General features: G+C 70.7%; 15 protein-coding genes. 11 read left to right on the top strand and 4 right to left on the bottom strand.

Annotation, left to right across the window (positions count from 1 at the left end):
- Positions 1–31: 31 nt before the first annotated feature.
- On the bottom strand, positions 32–2,965 hold the full coding sequence (locus ABZT03_RS07995) for a tetratricopeptide repeat protein (RefSeq protein ID WP_356035089.1): 2,934 nt from the start codon (positions 2,963–2,965) through the stop codon (positions 32–34).
- Positions 2,962–4,818, bottom strand: coding sequence for an HSP90 family protein (locus tag ABZT03_RS07990; protein ID WP_356035086.1), 1,857 nt, complete (start codon positions 4,816–4,818; stop codon positions 2,962–2,964). The genes ABZT03_RS07995 and ABZT03_RS07990 overlap by 4 nt, the downstream gene beginning before the upstream one ends.
- 165 nt (positions 4,819–4,983) lie before the next feature.
- On the opposite strand from ABZT03_RS07990, the gene recG reads away from it, so the two are divergent.
- The 8 genes from recG to mutM all read left to right on the top strand — a co-directional run bounded on the left by recG (position 4,984) and on the right by mutM (position 12,441).
- Complete coding sequence (gene recG / locus ABZT03_RS07985) at positions 4,984–7,200, top strand: ATP-dependent DNA helicase RecG (RefSeq protein ID WP_356035084.1); 2,217 nt, start codon at positions 4,984–4,986, stop codon at positions 7,198–7,200.
- 190 nt (positions 7,201–7,390) lie between these two features.
- Positions 7,391–7,975: a 16S rRNA (guanine(966)-N(2))-methyltransferase RsmD gene (rsmD, locus tag ABZT03_RS07980; RefSeq protein ID WP_356035082.1), complete on the top strand. Its 585-nt coding sequence runs from the start codon at positions 7,391–7,393 to the stop codon at positions 7,973–7,975.
- A gap of 26 nt (positions 7,976–8,001) precedes the next feature.
- Positions 8,002–8,481, top strand: coding sequence for a pantetheine-phosphate adenylyltransferase (coaD, locus tag ABZT03_RS07975; RefSeq protein WP_356035160.1), 480 nt, complete (start codon positions 8,002–8,004; stop codon positions 8,479–8,481).
- 98 nt (positions 8,482–8,579) lie between these two features.
- Entirely contained in the window at positions 8,580–9,686 is a 1,107-nt protein-coding gene (locus tag ABZT03_RS07970; protein ID WP_356035080.1) for a cell division initiation protein, read from the top strand.
- Positions 9,687–9,837: 151 nt separating this feature from the next.
- Entirely contained in the window at positions 9,838–10,491 is a 654-nt protein-coding gene (locus ABZT03_RS07965; protein WP_356035077.1) for a DUF177 domain-containing protein, read from the top strand.
- A 2-nt stretch (positions 10,492–10,493) separates the two neighbouring features.
- Positions 10,494–10,667: a 50S ribosomal protein L32 gene (gene rpmF / locus ABZT03_RS07960; RefSeq protein WP_007493396.1), complete on the top strand. Its 174-nt coding sequence runs from the start codon at positions 10,494–10,496 to the stop codon at positions 10,665–10,667.
- 19 nt (positions 10,668–10,686) lie between these two features.
- Positions 10,687–11,493: a ribonuclease III gene (gene rnc, locus ABZT03_RS07955; RefSeq protein ID WP_356035075.1), complete on the top strand. Its 807-nt coding sequence runs from the start codon at positions 10,687–10,689 to the stop codon at positions 11,491–11,493.
- A gap of 84 nt (positions 11,494–11,577) precedes the next feature.
- A complete protein-coding gene (mutM, locus tag ABZT03_RS07950) occupies positions 11,578–12,441 on the top strand; it encodes a bifunctional DNA-formamidopyrimidine glycosylase/DNA-(apurinic or apyrimidinic site) lyase (protein WP_356035072.1) in 864 nt (287 codons plus the stop codon).
- Positions 12,442–12,535: 94 nt separating this feature from the next.
- Here mutM and ABZT03_RS07945 read toward each other — a convergent pair whose 3' ends face one another.
- Entirely contained in the window at positions 12,536–12,952 is a 417-nt protein-coding gene (locus ABZT03_RS07945; protein WP_356035068.1) for a helix-turn-helix domain-containing protein, read from the bottom strand.
- A gap of 129 nt (positions 12,953–13,081) precedes the next feature.
- Between ABZT03_RS07945 and ABZT03_RS07940 the strand changes: the two genes are divergently transcribed.
- Positions 13,082–13,666 (top strand): flavodoxin family protein, encoded by a 585-nt coding sequence (locus tag ABZT03_RS07940; RefSeq protein WP_356035065.1) that lies wholly within the window; start codon positions 13,082–13,084, stop codon positions 13,664–13,666.
- Positions 13,667–14,133: 467 nt separating this feature from the next.
- Entirely contained in the window at positions 14,134–14,658 is a 525-nt protein-coding gene (locus ABZT03_RS07935; RefSeq protein ID WP_356035062.1) for a hypothetical protein, read from the top strand.
- A gap of 506 nt (positions 14,659–15,164) precedes the next feature.
- Here the strand turns inward: ABZT03_RS07935 and ABZT03_RS07930 are convergent.
- Positions 15,165–15,614, bottom strand: a complete 450-nt coding sequence (locus tag ABZT03_RS07930; protein ID WP_356035060.1) for a hypothetical protein — start codon at positions 15,612–15,614, stop codon at positions 15,165–15,167.
- Between ABZT03_RS07930 and ABZT03_RS07925 the strand changes: the two genes are divergently transcribed.
- Positions 15,613–15,930, top strand: a complete 318-nt coding sequence (locus tag ABZT03_RS07925) for a hypothetical protein (protein WP_356035057.1) — start codon at positions 15,613–15,615, stop codon at positions 15,928–15,930. The genes ABZT03_RS07930 and ABZT03_RS07925 overlap by 2 nt on opposite strands.
- Positions 15,931–16,723 lie beyond the last annotated feature (793 nt).

Raw genomic sequence — 16,723 nt, 5'->3', positions numbered from 1 at the left:
CGTCCGGCCGTCGGCGGGAGGGGACGCCGGTCTAGTCCGTCGGCTCCTCACCGACCGCGTCGAGGAGTTGGCCGGCCTCCGTGCGGCGGGAGCGGGACGGGGCGTCCTCGGCGGTGGGGTAGGCCGCCAGGACCGCGCGGGCGTGGGTGGCCGCCTCGGCGGGGCGGCTCAGGTCGGCCGCCAGCCAGCCGGCCGCCAGTTCGGCACCGGTCCGGCTGTGGCGGCCCTCGTCGCCGAGCGGGGTGAACACGGCGATCGCCTCGGTCATCCGGCCCAGGGCCTCCTCCAGCGCGGCGCGGATCGCGTCGTCCTCGGCGTCCTCCGCGACCGACCGGGCGAGCAGGTCGCCGAACTGCCGCTGGGTGTGCCCGAGTTCGGCGACCAGTCGCTGCCGCTCCTCCTCGTCCTCGGCGCCGGGCAGCGCCGCCTCGCACTCCTGGACCGCGGCCGCCATCAACTCCCGTGCCGCGTCCGGGCCGTCGTGCGTGCCCAGCGCGAGCCACGCGCGGGCGCGCAGGGCCCGCACCAGTCCGTGGACGTTGCCCAGGGCGCGCCACAGCTCGCCCGCGCGCGCGTAGGCCCGGTCCGCCTCGGCCGGCAGGTCCGCGTGGCCCAGGGACTCGGCGGCGAGGTGGGCCAGCGTCGCGTGGTCGTGCTGCTCGGGCCAGTGCCGGGCGATCTCGGCGGCCTGAAGCCGGTGTTCGGCGGCCGCGCGGTGTTCACCGAGCTCGCCGAGACAGTCGCCGAGCCACCACCGCGTCTGGACGACCGCGCCGTCGCCGTGCGTCTCGGCGGTCAGGTCGGGCAGCGCCGACTCCAGCACCTCCGCGGCCTCCGCCCACCGCTCCTGCCGCAGCAGGAACCCGCCGAGCTGCTGCCGCGCCCAGGCGCCGAGGGTGGGACCCTCACCGGCCTCGTCGGCCCAGTGCGCCGCCTCCAGGGCGTGTCCGGCGGCCTCCTCGGCCAGCCCCCGGCCGCCGACGACCTCGGCGAGCTGCAGGTTCAGCTGCGCGCGGCCGGTCGCCTCCAGCTGCTGACCGCCGTGCTCCAGGGCCGCGCGCAGGGCCCGTTCGGCCTCCGCGATGTCGCCCAGGTGGTGCGCGAGCCCGGCCAGCCGTGCCTCGTACTCCACCGCGAACCACGGCAGTCCCGCCCCGACGAACGCGGCCGCCGCCTCGGCGAACAGTTCCGCGGCCCGTTCCAGGTCGCCGGTGAGCGACGCCAGTTCCGCCAGCATCGCCTGCGCCTCGGCGGCCCGCGCGGCGAGCCGTACGTCGTCCCCGACGTGGCCGTCCACCAGGGCCAGCACCTCCCGCACGGCCCTCTCGGCGTCGGCCAGGACCGCCGGCGTGGCGGCGTCACCGCTCTCCGCGGCCTCGTGCACCCGCCGCAGCAGGATCCGCGCCCGTCCCATCAGCACGGCCGCCGTCTGCCGTACGCCCGTGCCGCCGTCGGCGTAGAGCGCGAGGACGTCGTCGTAGGGCTCGGCGACCGCCGCCAGCGCCTCCTGGACCTCGCCCGACAGGGCGCGGACGTACGCCGCGCGTGTGCGCGCCGCGAGGCACTCGCCGGGGTCGCCCGCCTCCGCGTACAGCTCGGCGGCCCGCTCGAACAGCGCGACGCCCTCGGGGCCCCCGCCCATGGCCTCGTGGTCGGCGATCTCCGCCCGGTCACGGGCGTCCAGTTCCAGGTCCTTCGCCGCCTCGGCGGCAGCCGCCCACGCCTCGACGGCGTGGGGCCGCAACGTGTCGGACAGCCGCCGCGCCTCCGCGAGCAGGGCGGCCGGGTCCGGAGCCGCCCCGGCCGAGGGCGCGGGGACGGGTGAAGGCGCTGCGGGCGCCACGGCCGCCCGCGCCGACCGCACCCCGAGCGGCAGGCGCTCCACCAGCGGGCGCCGCGCCATACGCGCGCGTGCCCGCTCACTGATGTACGACGTGCCGTTGCGCTCGTCGAAGCGCGCGGCCAGCGCGAGCGCCTCCCCGCGCGCGTGGGCGGCGAGTTCCCGCGCGCTCCACGCCCGGCCGGCCGGACCGGGCACCTGCCGGTCGCCGCGGCCGAGTTCGGCCAGCCGGTCCATGAGCAGGGCCACCACCGCCGTGAACTCCAGCCTGCTGCGCGGATGGCCGTCGTCGGTGAAGTACGCCGGCCGCTGGGCGAGCAGTTCCAGCGCGCGTGCCTCGTTGCCGGTCAGGGCGCAGAACTCGACGTGGTCCGCGTAGGCGCCGCGCATGCTCTCCATGGCCCGTACGAGGCGGAAGCCCCGCAGGTGGTTGGCGCGCGCCTCGTCCGCGCGGCCCAGCCGCAGCAGCGGCGCCAGGGAGGAGGCGAGGACCGTGTGCGGCTCGTGCGCGCAGGTGAACTCGCCCTCCAGGACCGGCCGCCACAGCTCCAGCGCCTCCGCGTCGCGGCCGCGTTCCGCCTGCCACCAGCCCTGCCCGTGCAGCTCGCACGCGTGGCAGTCGGCCATGGTGTCCCGGTCGGCGGCCAGCCAGGCGTCGTACGCCCGCTCCGCCCGCCCCAGGTCACCGACGTGCGCGGCGACACTGAACTCGGCGCTGCGCACGGCCCGTTCGGAGTGCCCGGCGAGCCGGTAGCGGTGCTCCATCTCGCCGAGCCACTTCTCGACGGAGGCCAGCGGCACGTGCGGCTGGTCCAGCATCCCGGACGACATCCACTTGAAGACCCAGTGCAGCGAGTGGACCTCGTACGCGTCGAAGTCCTCGGGCCGTTCGTCCCACATGCGCAGCAGACGCGCGAAGGGGACGAACATCCGGTCCTTCTCGGAGCTGTAGTTGTAGACCTTCAGCTGGTGCCCGAGCGCCTCGATCACCGCGAGCGGGATGTTCAGCTTCTCGGCCTCGGCGAGCAGCACCTCCGCGCGCGCGTTGCGGGCCGGCCCCTCCGGCTGCTCGGCGTTCTCCGCCATCGCCCGGCGCAGCGCGTCGAAGTCCGTGATCCCGCTCATCGGCGGTCGTCCTCCCTGGAGTCGGAGTGGGTGGCCCATTCGAGGAGGCCGATGAACGCCCGGTTCAGCAGCGCGGAGTCCGCCGGGCGCAGCGGGCGCTGCGCCATCAGCAGGGCCTGGCCGTACAGCGACTCCGTTGCGGTGCCGATGAGTTCCGGGTCGCCCAGCGAACTGATGCGCCGGATCAGCGGGTTGAGATGGTTGAGCACCAGACGCGCGCGCGGGGCGCTGCCGCGCAGCGAGCCGAGGATGCCCGCCCACAGGTCGTCGGCCTGCTCCTCGGCCTCCGCGCGGGCCTGTTCGTGCCGGGCGGTGCGGTCGTCCAGGTGCAGCGCGGGCACGGACAGCGGATGGAACGCGCGCAGCACGACGTCGCAGCCCAGGGGGTCCAGCCGGGTCCGCGCGGCGGCCAGGAAACCGGCCAGGGCCAGCTCCTCGGCCGGGTCGACCGCGTCGAGGTGGGCGGTCACGGTGTCGGCGTCCAGTTCGGCGACGACCGTGCCCGGCCGTACCGAGGGCAGCGCCTCGACCAGGTCGCTGTCGTAGGTGTAGCCGCCGTTGACCACACCGACGCCCTGCGCCGACGCGATCGGGGCGACCTGGCGGTACTCCTCGACGGTCCGGGTGAAGTGCACCACCGGGTGCCGCTGCGCGAACTCCTCCAGGGACAGCCGCCCGTCCGTCGTCTCGAAGGGCAGCCACGGCAGCATCGTGCGCAGCATCTCCGGATCGTGCCGGGCGAGCGACTTCACGCCCAGGTGGTGCACGGACAGGAAGGCCGCCAGCCGTTCGGGATCACCCGCGGCGAGGCCGGTCAGCCACGACCGGATCCGCTCGCCCAGCGCCTCCCGTACGGCGGCCAGCGTCTCGTCCTCGTACAGCGACTCGCGCGACGCCGTCGGCCGCAGACTGTCGGTGTCCAGGACGCAGCGCACGAAGAACGCCCAGTCCGGCAGCAGCTGTTCGGCCCGCTCGGTGAGCAGCATCCCCTTGAGGTGGACGCGGTGGCCGGCCCGCTGCGCGGGAGAGACCGCCGACGGCAGGACGTACGCCGTCCCGCGTATCCCGGCCAGCGGCACCGCCAGGTCGATCGAGTCCAGCGGGGTGAAGCCGAACAGGTCGTGGCAGTGCCGGGCCAGGGCCACCCGGCGGGTGGCGGGGCTGGGATACGCCCGGTCCCAGGGCGCCGGCAGGTCGGTGACCGCCTCCTCGCCCACCCGCACGTCGTAGGGCAGCAGTGACCCGAAGTCCCGCGCCAGCGCGAGGACGCGCCCCTCGGACAGCCACTCCGCGGCCCCGGCCCGCGCCACCAGGTGCACGGTGGTGCCCGGTTCGCGGCGGGCCTCGTCCGGCAGCGTCCGCACCGTGTACGAACCGTCGTCCGCCGCCGTCCACTCGACGGGCGGCGCGTCAGGGGTACGGGCACTGCGGCTGACCACCCGGATCCGCTCGGCCACCACGAAGCAGGCCAGCAGGCCGATGCCGAACTGGCCGAGGAAGTCGGAGCGGACCTCCCGCAGGCCGTCGGCCCGCTTGGAGCTGCGGCCGATGGTGGCCAGCAGGTTGTGCACGTCCGACTCGGTCAGCCCCACGCCCGTGTCCTCGACCCGCAGGGCGACGCCCGCGCCGGCCGCGGCGCTCTCGACGTGCAGCCGCACCCGCGCCGGAGCGCCGGGCTCCTCGGCCCGCCGGGCGGTGATCGCGTCGACCGCGTTCTGCAGCAGCTCGCGCAGATAGACCTTGGGACTGGAGTAGAGGTGATGGGAGAGAAGGTCCACCAGACCGCGCAGGTCGACCTGGAAGGAGTGGGGTGACGGGGATGCCTGGGATGCCTGTGAGGTCTGGGAGTCCATCGTCGCAGCGCCGGTGGGGGAGGGGCTTCGGCGCGGGGTCGGGCGGTCCCATGTGAGGCGGTGACCGCGGGGATGGCTGGAGGCGCGCCATCCTAGAGCCCGAACCAGCCGTCTGACCAGGGGTTTCCCAAGGCGTATACGGGAATGTCAGTACCGTGGTGTGCAATGGATCTCGTGCCCGCGCTGGAAGAACCACTGAAGAAGGTGCTCGGCCCCGCCACCGCGAAGGTGATGGCCGAGCATCTCGGCCTGCATTCCGTCGGCGACCTCCTGCACCACTATCCGCGCAGATACGAGGAGCGGGGGCAGCTCACCCACCTCGCCGACCTCCCGATGGACGAGCACGTCACGGTGGTCGCCCAGGTCGCCGACGCCCGGCTGCACTCCTTCGCCTCCGCCAAGGCCCCCCGGGGCAAGGGCCAGCGCCTCGAAGTGACCATCACCGACGGCAGCGGCCGGCTCCAGCTCGTCTTCTTCGGCAGCGGCGTCCACAAGCCCCACAAGGAACTCCTGCCGGGCACCCGCGCGATGTTCGCGGGCAAGGTCTCCGTCTTCAACCGCCGCCTGCAACTGGCGCACCCGGCCTATGAGTTGCTGCGAGGGGAGGAAGAGGAGGAAGGGGAGCCGGTCGAGACCTGGGCCGGCGCGCTCATCCCGATCTACCCCGCCACCGCCAAACTGGAGTCCTGGAAGATCGGCAAGGCGATCCAGACGGTGCTGCCCAGCGCCCGGGAGGCCCTCGACCCCCTGCCGGACCCCCTGCGCGAGGGCCGCGGCCTGGTCTCCCTCCCCGAGGCCCTGCTGAAGATCCACCGCCCGCACACCAAGGCCGACATCGAGAGCGCCAGGGACCGTCTGAAGTGGGACGAGGCGTTCGTCCTCCAGGTCGCCCTGGCGCGCCGCCGCCACGCCGACGCCCAGCTGCCGGCGGTCCCGCGCCGGCCCCGGCCGGACGGCATCCTCGCCGCCTTCGACGACCGGCTGCCCTTCACCCTCACGGAGGGCCAGCTCAAGGTGTCCAAGGAGATCTTCGACGACCTCGCCGAGGAACACCCCATGCACCGGCTGCTCCAGGGCGAGGTCGGCAGCGGCAAGACGATGGTGGCGCTGCGCGCGATGCTCGCCGTGGTCGACGCCGGCGGACAGGCCGCGATGCTCGCGCCCACCGAGGTGCTCGCCCAGCAGCACCACCGGTCGATCGTCGAGATGATGGGGGAGCTGGCTGAGGGCGGCATGCTCGGCGGGGCCGACCGGGCCACCAAGGTCGTGCTGCTCACCGGCTCCATGGGGGCCGCCGGCCGGCGGCAGGCGCTGCTCGACCTCGTCACCGGGGAGGCCGGCCTGGTGATCGGCACCCACGCGCTGATCGAGGACAAGGTCCAGTTCCACGACCTCGGGCTGGTCGTGGTCGACGAACAGCACCGCTTCGGCGTCGAGCAGCGCGACGCCCTGCGCGGCAAGGGCAAACAGCCGCCGCACCTGCTCGTCATGACGGCCACCCCCATTCCGCGGACCGTCGCCATGACCGTCTTCGGCGACCTGGAGACCTCGGTCCTCGACCAGCTGCCGGCCGGGCGCTCGCCGATCGCCAGCCATGTCGTGCCCGCCGCCGACAAACCGCACTTCCTGTCGCGGGCCTGGGAGCGGGTGCGCGAGGAGGTGGGCGACGGACATCAGGCCTACGTCGTCTGCCCCCGCATCGGCGACGACGTCGACGAACCGGGGGCCGCGAAGAAGTCGAGGTCCGCGGAGGACGAGGCGGAGAAGCGCCCGCCCCTCGCCGTCCTCGACGTGGCGGCCCAGCTCGCCGGGGGGCCGCTCCAGGGCCTCGCGGTGGAGGTGCTTCACGGCCGTATGCACCCCGACGACAAGGACGCGGTGATGCGCCGTTTCGCGGCCGGCGAGACGCATGTGCTGGTCGCCACCACGGTCATCGAGGTCGGCGTCAACGTGCCCAACGCGACCGCCATGGTGATCATGGACGCGGACCGGTTCGGCGTCTCCCAGCTGCACCAGCTCCGCGGCCGCGTCGGTCGTGGCTCGGCCCCGGGGCTGTGCCTGCTGGTCACCGAGATGCCCGAGGCGAGCCCCGCCCGCCAGCGGCTGAACTCCGTCGCCGCCACCCTCGACGGCTTCGAGCTCTCCCGGATCGACCTCGAACAGCGCCGGGAGGGCGACGTCCTCGGCCAGGCCCAGTCCGGCACCCGCTCCAGCCTGCGGATGCTCACCGTCATCGACGACGAGCAGATCATCGCCGAGGCCCGCGAGGAGGCGGCCGCCCTGGTCGCCGCCGACCCCGGCCTCACCCGCCTCCCCGGGCTCAACACGGCCCTGGCCGCCCTCCTCGACGAGGAGCGGGAGCAGTACCTGGACAAGGGATGAGGCCCGCGCCGCGCCGTACCACCGGGACCCGCGCCACCGGGCCCCGGCACTCGCACCCGCCGACGCCCCGTCCCTCGCCGGCCGCCGCCTGCCAGACTGGATCCGTCAGCAACCCCACGACAGCTACGCCGGCCACCACAGCCACGACAGCGCGCCCCACCGCAAGCACACCCACGAACGAGGACCCGAGATGACCCGCGTGATCGCCGGAGCGGCCGGCGGACGCCGCCTGTCCGTCCCCCCGGGCAACGGCACCCGCCCCACCTCCGACCGTGCGCGCGAGGGACTCTTCTCCACCTGGCAGTCCCTGCTCGGCGGCCCGCTGGACGGCGAGCGGGTCCTCGACCTGTACGCGGGTTCGGGCGCCGTCGGCCTGGAGGCGCTGTCCCGCGGCGCCGGGCACACCCTGCTGGTCGAGGCGGACGCCCGGGCCGTGCGCACCGTCCGGGAGAACGTGAAGAACCTCGGTCTGCCCGGCGCCGAGGTCCGCGCGGGCAAGGCCCGGCAGATCATCCAGGAACCGCCGTCACAGCCGTACGACCTGGTCTTCCTCGATCCGCCGTACGCCGTCCCGGACGTCGATCTTTTGGAGATCCTGCTCACACTCCGCACGGAGGGCTGGCTCGCGGCGGGAGCGCTCGTCACCGTGGAGCGCAGCACCAGGGGCGGCGAATTCCGCTGGCCGGTCGGTTTCGACGCGATCCGGGCCCGTCGCTACGGCGAGGGAACGTTTTGGTACGGTCGCGCCGCCTCTACGTGCGAAGACGCACGATGACCGGACCGGAGAGCGAGGGAACTCAGTTGCGCCGCGCCGTCTGTCCCGGGTCGTTCGACCCGATCACCAACGGACACCTCGACATCATTGGCCGCGCCTCGCGTCTCTACGACGAGGTCTACGTCGCCGTGATGATCAACCAGTCCAAGAAGGGCCTGTTCGAGATCGACGAGCGGATCGACCTGATCCGCCGGGTCACCGCCGAGTACGGCAACGTCGTCGTCGAGTCCTTCCACGGCCTGCTCGTCGACTTCTGCAAGCAGCGCGAGATCCCCGCCATCGTCAAGGGGCTGCGCGCGGTCAGCGACTTCGACTACGAGCTGCAGATGGCCCAGATGAACAACGGCCTCTCGGGCGTGGAAACCCTCTTCGTGCCCACCAACCCGACCTACAGCTTCCTGTCCTCCTCGCTGGTCAAGGAGGTCGCGACCTGGGGCGGCGACGTCTCCCACCTGGTGCCCGCGGAGGTCCTTGAGGCCCTCGCCGGACGCCTCGGCGAGAACTGACGAGCTGACGGGCCGTCACCCGGTGTCGGGCGGACACCCCGTGGCCGTACAGTCGTCCCGTCCGTCTCCAACACAGCTGTAGAGAGTGGCGAGCACAGGTGGACGTGCAGAAGAAGCTCGACGAGATCGTCGCGATGGTCTCCGGTGCCCGGGCCATGCCCATGTCGGCCTCGTGCGTGGTCAACCGCGCCGAACTGCTCTCCACGCTGGAGGAGCTGCGCGAGGCGCTCCCCGGCTCCCTCGCGCAGGCGCAGGAGCTGATCGGCGGCCGTGAGCAGATGGTCGAGCAGGCCCGCCAGGAGGCCGAGCGGATCATCGAGCACGCCCACGCCCAGCGCGGCTCGCTGATCTCCGACACCGAGGTCGCCCGCCGCTCCCAGGCCGAGGCCGACCGCATCCTGGCCGAGGCCCGCAAGGAGGCCGAGGACGTCCGCGCCGAGGCCGACGACTACGTCGACTCCAAGCTCGCCAACTTCGAGGTCGTCCTCACCAAGACCCTCGGCTCCGTCGGCCGCGGCCGGGAGAAGCTCCTCGGCACCGGACCGGGCGTCGACGAGCAGGGCTACGAGGACGAGGACGCCCCCGAGCGCAGCCACGACCCCGAGACCCTGCGCCGCAACGCCGACGACTACGTCGACGTCAAGCTCGGCGCCTTCGAGGCGGTCCTCGCCAAGACCCTGGACGCCGTCGGACGCGGCCGGCAGACCCTGCACGGCCGGATCGCCTCCGACGAGCTGGGCGCCCTCGCCGACGACCCCACGACCGTCCAGCACTCCAGCGACGCCGACTACCTGGCCGACCTCGCCGCCATGACCGACAGCCCGGCCGGGGTGCCCCGCCAGCAGGACCGGCAGCAGGACTACGCCCAGCAGCCGCAGCCCGCCTACGGCTACCAGCCTCAGCCCGATCCCTACGCGGCCGGCTACCCGCAGCAGGACTACGCCCAGCAGCCCGACCCCTACGGCTACCAGCAGCAGGCCGACCCCTACGCCCCCGCTTTCGACTACGGGCAGGGGGGAGGGGCCCCCAACCAGGGCTACGACGCCCAGCAGGCCGCCGGGTACGACCACAACGCCGTACAGCAGCACGAACAGGACTACGGCCGGCAGCAGCCGCAGACCCTCGACGAGACCAGCCTGTTCGACACCGGCATGATCAGCGCGGAGCAGCTTCGGGCGTACGAGCAGGGCCGCGGCAACGGCTGAACCCCCCGCCCGGGGCGGCCGGGAGCACCGGATTGGGACCTGAGCGAAAGGTCCAGTATCCTGGCTCTTCGGTCGCGTGTACGTCCGCGATCAACGCTGCCCGGCAACATCGAAGGGCGGCGTCCCACGAGCTCAGAGATCGAAAGCAGGAATGGCCCTGAACGCCCGCCTCGACCACCGCAACCCTCTCGTGTTCGACACACACGAGCTGGGCCGGCGGCCCGGTGCGCAGCAGCGCCTGACCCGCGAGATCGATGCTCCCCGGGATCTCGGGATCCAGGGAGTCGTCGGAGTGCCGGAAGGCGCCCCGGTGAAGCTCGACCTCCGGCTCGAGTCGGTCATGGAAGGTGTGCTTGTCACAGGCACCGCACGTGCACGGGCCGAGGGGGAGTGCGTAAGGTGTCTGGAGCCGCTCGGGCTGGAGCTCGAAGCGGACTTCCAGGAGATGTTCTCGTACCCTGACGCCGACGACCGGGGCCGTGTGAAAGCGGAACCGGCCGACGACGCCGAGGATGACGAGGACATGCTTTTCCTCGAGGACGGCCTGTTCGACCTCGAGCCCGTGCTGCGTGATGCGGTGGTGCTCGCACTGCCGATGCAGCCGGTGTGCCGGGAAGACTGCCCGGGTCTGTGCTCCCAGTGCGGAGCGCGACTCGCGGACGACCCGACGCACCACCACGACGCCGTCGACATCCGTTGGGCGGCACTGCAGGGACTCGCCGGTTCACTCGGAGACGGCGAGAAGGACGAGATGAGCGGCGGCGCGCCTCGATCAGCACGCGCCGACGAGAAGCAGGAGAAGTAGCCGTGGCTGTTCCGAAGCGGAAGATGTCGCGCAGCAACACGCGCCACCGCCGGTCGCAGTGGAAGGCTGCGGTCCCCACCCTGGTTGCGTGCGAGCGCTGCCACGAGCCCAAGCTGCAGCACATCGCGTGCCCGTCTTGCGGCACCTATAACAAGCGCCAGGTTCTCGAGGTCTGAGCGGCTGGTGAGAGGTCTGATGTCTGACGCCACGGCGGAAACCAGCGCCAAGAAGAAGGCGGAGAACACAGCCTCGTCCCACACGCTTCTGGAAGGGCGGCTCGGCTACCAGCTCGAGTCCGCCCTTCTGGTGCGTGCGCTGACCCACCGCTCGTACGCGTACGAGAACGGCGGTCTGCCCACCAACGAACGCCTGGAGTTCCTCGGGGACTCCGTGCTCGGCCTCGTGGTGACGGACACGCTGTATCGCACCCACCCCGACCTGCCCGAAGGCCAGCTGGCCAAGTTGCGGGCCGCGGTGGTCAACTCGCGTGCACTGGCGGAGGTCGGTCGCGGCCTCGAACTCGGCTCCTTCATCCGGCTCGGCCGGGGCGAAGAGGGCACGGGTGGCCGGGACAAGGCATCCATTCTCGCCGACACCCTCGAAGCGGTGATCGGCGCGGTCTATCTCGACCAGGGTCTGGACGCGGCGGGCGAACTCGTCCACCGTCTCTTCGACCCGTTGATCGAGAAGTCCTCGAACCTCGGAGCCGGCCTGGACTGGAAGACCAGTCTCCAGGAGCTCACCGCGACCGAAGGACTCGGCGTGCCCGAGTACCTGGTCACGGAGACCGGCCCCGACCACGAGAAGACCTTCACTGCTGCCGCCCGCGTCGGAGGCGTCTCGTACGGCACCGGCACCGGCCGCAGCAAGAAGGAGGCGGAGCAGCAGGCCGCGGAATCCGCGTGGCGGTCCATCCGGGCCGCGGCGGACGAGCGAGCCAAGGCGGTGGCCGAGAAGGCCGCCGAGGAGGACGGCGAGAGCCCGTCGTCCGTCTCCGCCTGACCGAAACAGCGCGACCCGAGCGCCCGCCCCCTTCGTTGAGGGCGGGCGCTCGGCTCATCCACCGGTTCGTGACGGGAGAGCGCCATGCCCGAGTTGCCCGAGGTCGAGGTCGTCCGGCGCGGTCTGGAGCGCTGGGTCGCCCACCGGACCGTCACCGAGGCCGAGGTGCTGCACCCGCGCGCGGTACGCCGTCACCTCGCCGGCGCCGAAGACTTCACCCACCGGCTCGAGGGGCATCGCGTCGGCACCCCCAGCCGACGCGGCAAGTACCTGTGGCTGCCGCTGGAGGACACCCACCAGGCGGTCCTCGCCCACCTCGGGATGAGCGGCCAGCTCCTGGTCCAGCCGCACGAGGCGCCCGACGAGAAGCACCTCAGGATCCGGGTGCGGTTCGCGGACGACCTGCGCACGGAACTCCGCTTCGTGGACCAGCGCACCTTCGGCGGACTCTCGCTGCACGACACCACGCCGGACGGACTGCCCGACGTCATCGCGCACATCGCCCGCGACCCTCTCGACCCGCTGTTCGACGACGAGGTCTTCCACCAGGCGCTGCGCCGCAAGCGCACGACGATCAAACGGGCCCTGCTGGACCAGTCGTTGATCAGCGGCGTCGGCAACATCTACGCGGACGAGGCCCTCTGGCGGGCCCGTGTGCACTACGAGCGTCCGACCGCGAACTTCACCCGGCCCCGCACGGCCGAACTCCTGGGCCACGTAAGGGACGTGATGAACGCGGCGCTCGACGTCGGCGGCACCAGCTTCGACAGCCTGTACGTCAACGTCAACGGCGAGTCCGGCTACTTCGACCGGTCGCTCGACGCGTACGGGCGGGAGGGGCTGCCGTGCAGGCGCTGTGCCACGCCGATGCGCCGGCGCCCCTGGATGAACCGGTCCAGCTACTTCTGCCCGCAGTGCCAGCGGGCTCCGCGCCTCACGCGGACCTGACGCCGAGCCGCACACGGCCCGGGACGCGAAGGTCCGGCCTCGCGCACGCCGGACGTGTCACAACGCCGGGCGCCGGGCCCGCCCCGGAAGCCCGTCAGGCCGGTTTGGAGACCCCTTCCCGGCGGGTCCCGTCGTAGCGCTCGCGTGCCGCCAGTACGTCGTCCATGTTCCCCTCGACGAACTCGATGAGGGTGGTCAGGCGCTCGGCGACCGCGTGGCCCAGCGGGGTCAGCTCGTAGTCCACGCGGGGCGGGTTCGTCGGCTGGGCGTCGCGGCGCACCAGGCCGTCGCGCTCCAGCGCGTGCAGCGTCTGCGACAGCATCTTCTCGCTCACGCCGTCGACGCGCCGGCGCAGTTCGTTGAAGCGGAACGAGCCCTGGTGCAGAGCGCCCAGCGTCAGAGCACCCCAGCGGCCCGTGACGTGCTCCAGGGTGCCGCGCGAGGGGCAGGCCTTGGCGAACACGTTGTACGGGAGGTCGCGCACCTCCGTGGGCTCCTGCGTGATGTCCATGTGTCAAGGGTACGCGAAGGCAGCGCTAACCACCAGGTTGCACTAACTAGAAGTTAGTGCTTACCTTTCCTCATCGTTGACGAGCTGCCGTTCCGCTCGGAGCTCGCTGTTCCCCTGAGGAGTGCACACGTGACCACCCCTGTCGTCTCCATCGCCTACCACTCCGGCCACGGCCACACCGCCGTGCTCGCCGAGGCCGTCCGGGCCGGTGCCGCCGAGGCGGGCGCCGACGTGCACCTGATCGACGTCGGCGCCATCACCGAGGAGCAGTGGACCGCCCTCGACGTCTCCGACGCGATCGTCTTCGGCTCGCCCACCTACATGGGCACCGCGTCCGGCGCCTTCCACGTGTTCGCGGAGGCGTCCTCGAAGCGCTGGTTCGGGCAGGACTGGAAGGACAAGCTGGCCGCCGGCTTCACCAACTCCGGCTCCAAGAGCGGCGACAAGCTGCACACCCTGCAGTTCTTCCAGATCCTCGCCGGACAGCACGGCATGCACTGGATCAACCTGGGACTGCACCCGGGCTGGAACAACAGCGCCGGCTCCGAGAACGACCTCAACCGCCTCGGCGTCTTCGCGGGCGCCGCCGCGCAGACCAACGTGGACGAGGGTCCGGAGGCGGTCCACAAGGCGGACGTGGCGACGGCGGAGCACCTCGGACGCCGGGTGGCGGAGACCGCGAAGGTCTTCCGCCAGGGCCGCGCGGCGGCCTGAGTCACCTGACCGCCCGGGGTTGCCACGCGCGGAGTGCCCCGACCGGGGCGGTCCGCCCCGGCGCCGTCCGTCCTAGTAGCCGAAGTGAAGGGCCGGGTCCCTGACCTGCGACTGCGTAAGCGATCAGCATTGCGACCTGCGACTTAGCTGTCGACGGTTGTCAGCGTTGGTCGTCGCTGAGCACTCCCGCACGGCCCAGACACGGCCCGAGCGGGGGTGCCGTGCGTTTTACATCGATGCGAACCGTGGGCCGGAAGGTTGCTGAGGTCTTTCCGGCTGGGCACGTGGTTGCATGGGGCGGTGAGGGCTGGCGCTGGTCATGGTGGTTGCTGTACTCGCTGCTGTACAGCACCACCGAGGAAGCCCGCAGCTCAGAACTCGGATGCTTCTGTTGCCCGTCGCTCCTTGGTGCGGGAAGGGGGCGCAGCCGACTACAAGGGTGTCGGCGGATCCGTCATGCTGGGCGGGTGACGGACTTCTCCGAGCTGATGGTCAGTAGTTTCAGCGCCGACGCCAAGACTCAGTGGCCGACAGAAGTAGGTCACTTCACGCCTTGGGTGATCAGCAATCTCGAGCAGTTAGGTGAGCAACTCGGTCTGAACCTAACTTTCATGGGTCGCGAAGTGCCCGTCGGGGATTTCCGCGCGGACATCATCGCCTGTGACGATCGCGGTCGACGCGTAGTGATTGAGAACCAGTTCGGTCCGACGGACCACGGTCATTTTGGGCAGATCGTCGTGTATGCGTGCGCGGCCCATGCAGACGTGATCGTGTGGGTGGCCGCAGGATCAAAGAGCTGGTGCAGGCCATCCTTCCGGGCTGAACACATAACTGCTCTCACCGTCCTGAACTCGCGCTTCAAGGGGGTGACGGAGTTCTACGGGGTGGAGGTGAACCTAGAGTCGGATCCGATGCGACCTGGGGAGATGGTCGGGCCGCTCCTGCCTCGCATGCGGGTTGTTGCCCAACCCGAGCTTCGAAAGGAAGCGTGAGCGCCTCCAGCTTCGGAGACGCCCGCTCTTGCTCACATGATTTGAACCCGCGGCTTCATCCTTATCAGGTCGATCATGGGGCTTCGGTGACGTTGGCCAACAGGCCGTGCTCCTGGGCCGACCATCCGCTGGGGTCCGACGCCAACCGCCGCTGTTCGGGGCTGTTGGTGTCAGGCGTTGGTGTCAGCCACCGTGGAGCGTTTTGCCTGTAGTACGTAAGTCGGGGGAGCTGATCACGCCGTCGAAAAAAGCGCTCTGACCTCGTGAGTCCCTGGGCATCACCGCTTTAAGGGGCGAGGTGAGACGACTTGTGGTGTGACCTGCGGGTTCCCCACCTTGAGAGGGTTCGGCGGCACGCGCCTCGGTGTACCCCGATTCCCTGTGACTCTCCGCCCGTTCTGGCATGGATGTGGCACGACCGCTCTTCGTCGGGGAGTGGCCGATCCGTGTTTTCTCCGCTGGCTTCCCCGATGGGGCACGCGGGGCGCGAGCCTTTTGCCGCCCTGTCACCGCGGGTCGACACCCCATATCTTGATGGGCTCATACGCCCCATTACGGAAGTGGAAGACAGTCACTTCGGTGTCGGATATGTGGCGGAAGTGGCCCCCATAGCCGGGCTGCGCGATGTGTGGGGCGAGTAGGTCCAACAGGCCCCGGAGGTAAAGCATGGAGTCGTCGACCCAGTGGTTGCGTGCGAAAAGTTCCCACTCGTACCTCTCCCCGGAACTCGTGAACTCTTGCACCTCGCGACGCAGGGACACGACGTCTCCACCGGGCACCCGGCGGTTGGCGTAGTTATCGGGGACGAGCAGTGGGTATAGGTACTCGTCTTGGTCGTCGAGACCCTCGGGGAACTCGGCGTCCATGCCCAAGTGCCACCGCAAGGCGGCCATGACCCATTCGGGGGTGTCGTCGCGCAAGTAGCAGGAAAAGACGACCTCATAGCGCTCACTCATGGACGGCATTGTGCACGGTAGGACTGACACCGCCACGACGGTTACTGAAGTCTGCAGGGCTGGTCAGTCGTGGGTCTGCGGTCAGGAGGGGCCGGTCACGGTCGCGGTGGTTGCTGTATTTCGTTGCTGTACCGCAGTTCTACACCTGGTCGTCCCGCTCCAAGATCAGACTGATCGATCCGTCCTCAAGATTGATGCCGCCTTCAAGATGCTCGTGGTACCCGTCCCGGAGTTCGGTATCAGCAAGACCAATGAGCCGCTCCGCAAGGTCCTGCAGGCCGGCCGCGTTGGCTGCAATGGTGATTTAGGTGGCTGAGCCGTACACCTTGATCCGGGGTTCATCCATGGCGTCACGCTACCGCGCGGTTGGTGGAGCCTCATTGGGAGTGCCAACCCTCCTGAACAATCTTGAAAACCGTCGTGGCAGCGATGTCACCGTGGCTTCAAATCCCACACCCACCGCAGGCGAACGGCCCCTGACCGGGCAAATCGGTCGGGGGCTCTCTCCTTCCCCGCTCGCTGCGAGCGACCGTGGTTCCCCGCGACTCCCTGCCTGATCGGGCACGGAAGGGGCACGGTTCTTCCGCGCATGAGCATGGTCAGGCAGAGGGATCGCATACTGGCGTCATGCTCTCGCCACAGCGGTTCCGAGATGCCCAGCACACGAAGTACCACTTCATTGATCATGTACTCGTGAGCTGTCCGAAGTGCGCTGGGATTGCACACGTTGCCCCGGTGACGCCTGCGGCTGAGGACGCTGTTCCCTCGGTGTTCGCGCGCCGCCGTCTCGTCTGCAGGGCGTGCGGTCTGTCGCGAGAGGCTGCTGGGGGAGGGTTCCGCCTCTTCCGAGGGCGAGGCGAAGCGACAGATCCTTACTTTGGTCTGCCGCTGTGGTTGCAGGCAGAGACGCGACACGGCTGGCTGTGGGCCTACAACCCGGAACACCTGGAACTGATCCGGAAGTTGGTACAGGCACCGTTGCGTGAGCGAGCCCCATGGGATGCGCAAGTAAAAAGGATGACGCTCGTCGCGCGGCTACCAACCTGGATCAAGAGTGCGAAGAACAGAGATGAGGTTCTGCGCGCCATCGACCGGATCCGGTCGTCCCT

It is taken from the genome of Streptomyces sp. NPDC005574, from assembly GCF_040605435.1.
In the GTDB taxonomy this organism is placed as follows: domain Bacteria; phylum Actinomycetota; class Actinomycetes; order Streptomycetales; family Streptomycetaceae; genus Streptomyces.
The sequence above is the reverse complement of the archived record's forward strand: the minus strand, read 5'-3'. Positions and strand labels throughout refer to the sequence as shown.

What these genes read in the sequence shown, in the direction of transcription:
- ABZT03_RS07995 (WP_356035089.1), bottom strand. Translation starts at nt 2,965, where the DNA reads ATGAGCGGGATCACGGACTTCGACGCGCTGCGCCGGGCGATGGCGGAG.
- ABZT03_RS07990 (WP_356035086.1), bottom strand. Translation starts at nt 4,818, where the DNA reads ATGGACTCCCAGACCTCACAGGCATCCCAGGCATCCCCGTCACCCCAC.
- recG (WP_356035084.1), top strand. Translation starts at nt 4,984, where the DNA reads ATGGATCTCGTGCCCGCGCTGGAAGAACCACTGAAGAAGGTGCTCGGC.
- rsmD (WP_356035082.1), top strand. Translation starts at nt 7,391, where the DNA reads ATGACCCGCGTGATCGCCGGAGCGGCCGGCGGACGCCGCCTGTCCGTC.
- ABZT03_RS07965 (WP_356035077.1), top strand. Translation starts at nt 9,838, where the DNA reads ATGGCCCTGAACGCCCGCCTCGACCACCGCAACCCTCTCGTGTTCGAC.
- rnc (WP_356035075.1), top strand. Translation starts at nt 10,687, where the DNA reads ATGTCTGACGCCACGGCGGAAACCAGCGCCAAGAAGAAGGCGGAGAAC.
- mutM (WP_356035072.1), top strand. Translation starts at nt 11,578, where the DNA reads ATGCCCGAGTTGCCCGAGGTCGAGGTCGTCCGGCGCGGTCTGGAGCGC.
- ABZT03_RS07945 (WP_356035068.1), bottom strand. Translation starts at nt 12,952, where the DNA reads ATGGACATCACGCAGGAGCCCACGGAGGTGCGCGACCTCCCGTACAAC.
- ABZT03_RS07925 (WP_356035057.1), top strand. Translation starts at nt 15,613, where the DNA reads ATGGACGGCATTGTGCACGGTAGGACTGACACCGCCACGACGGTTACT.
- ABZT03_RS07930 (WP_356035060.1), bottom strand. Translation starts at nt 15,614, where the DNA reads ATGAGTGAGCGCTATGAGGTCGTCTTTTCCTGCTACTTGCGCGACGAC.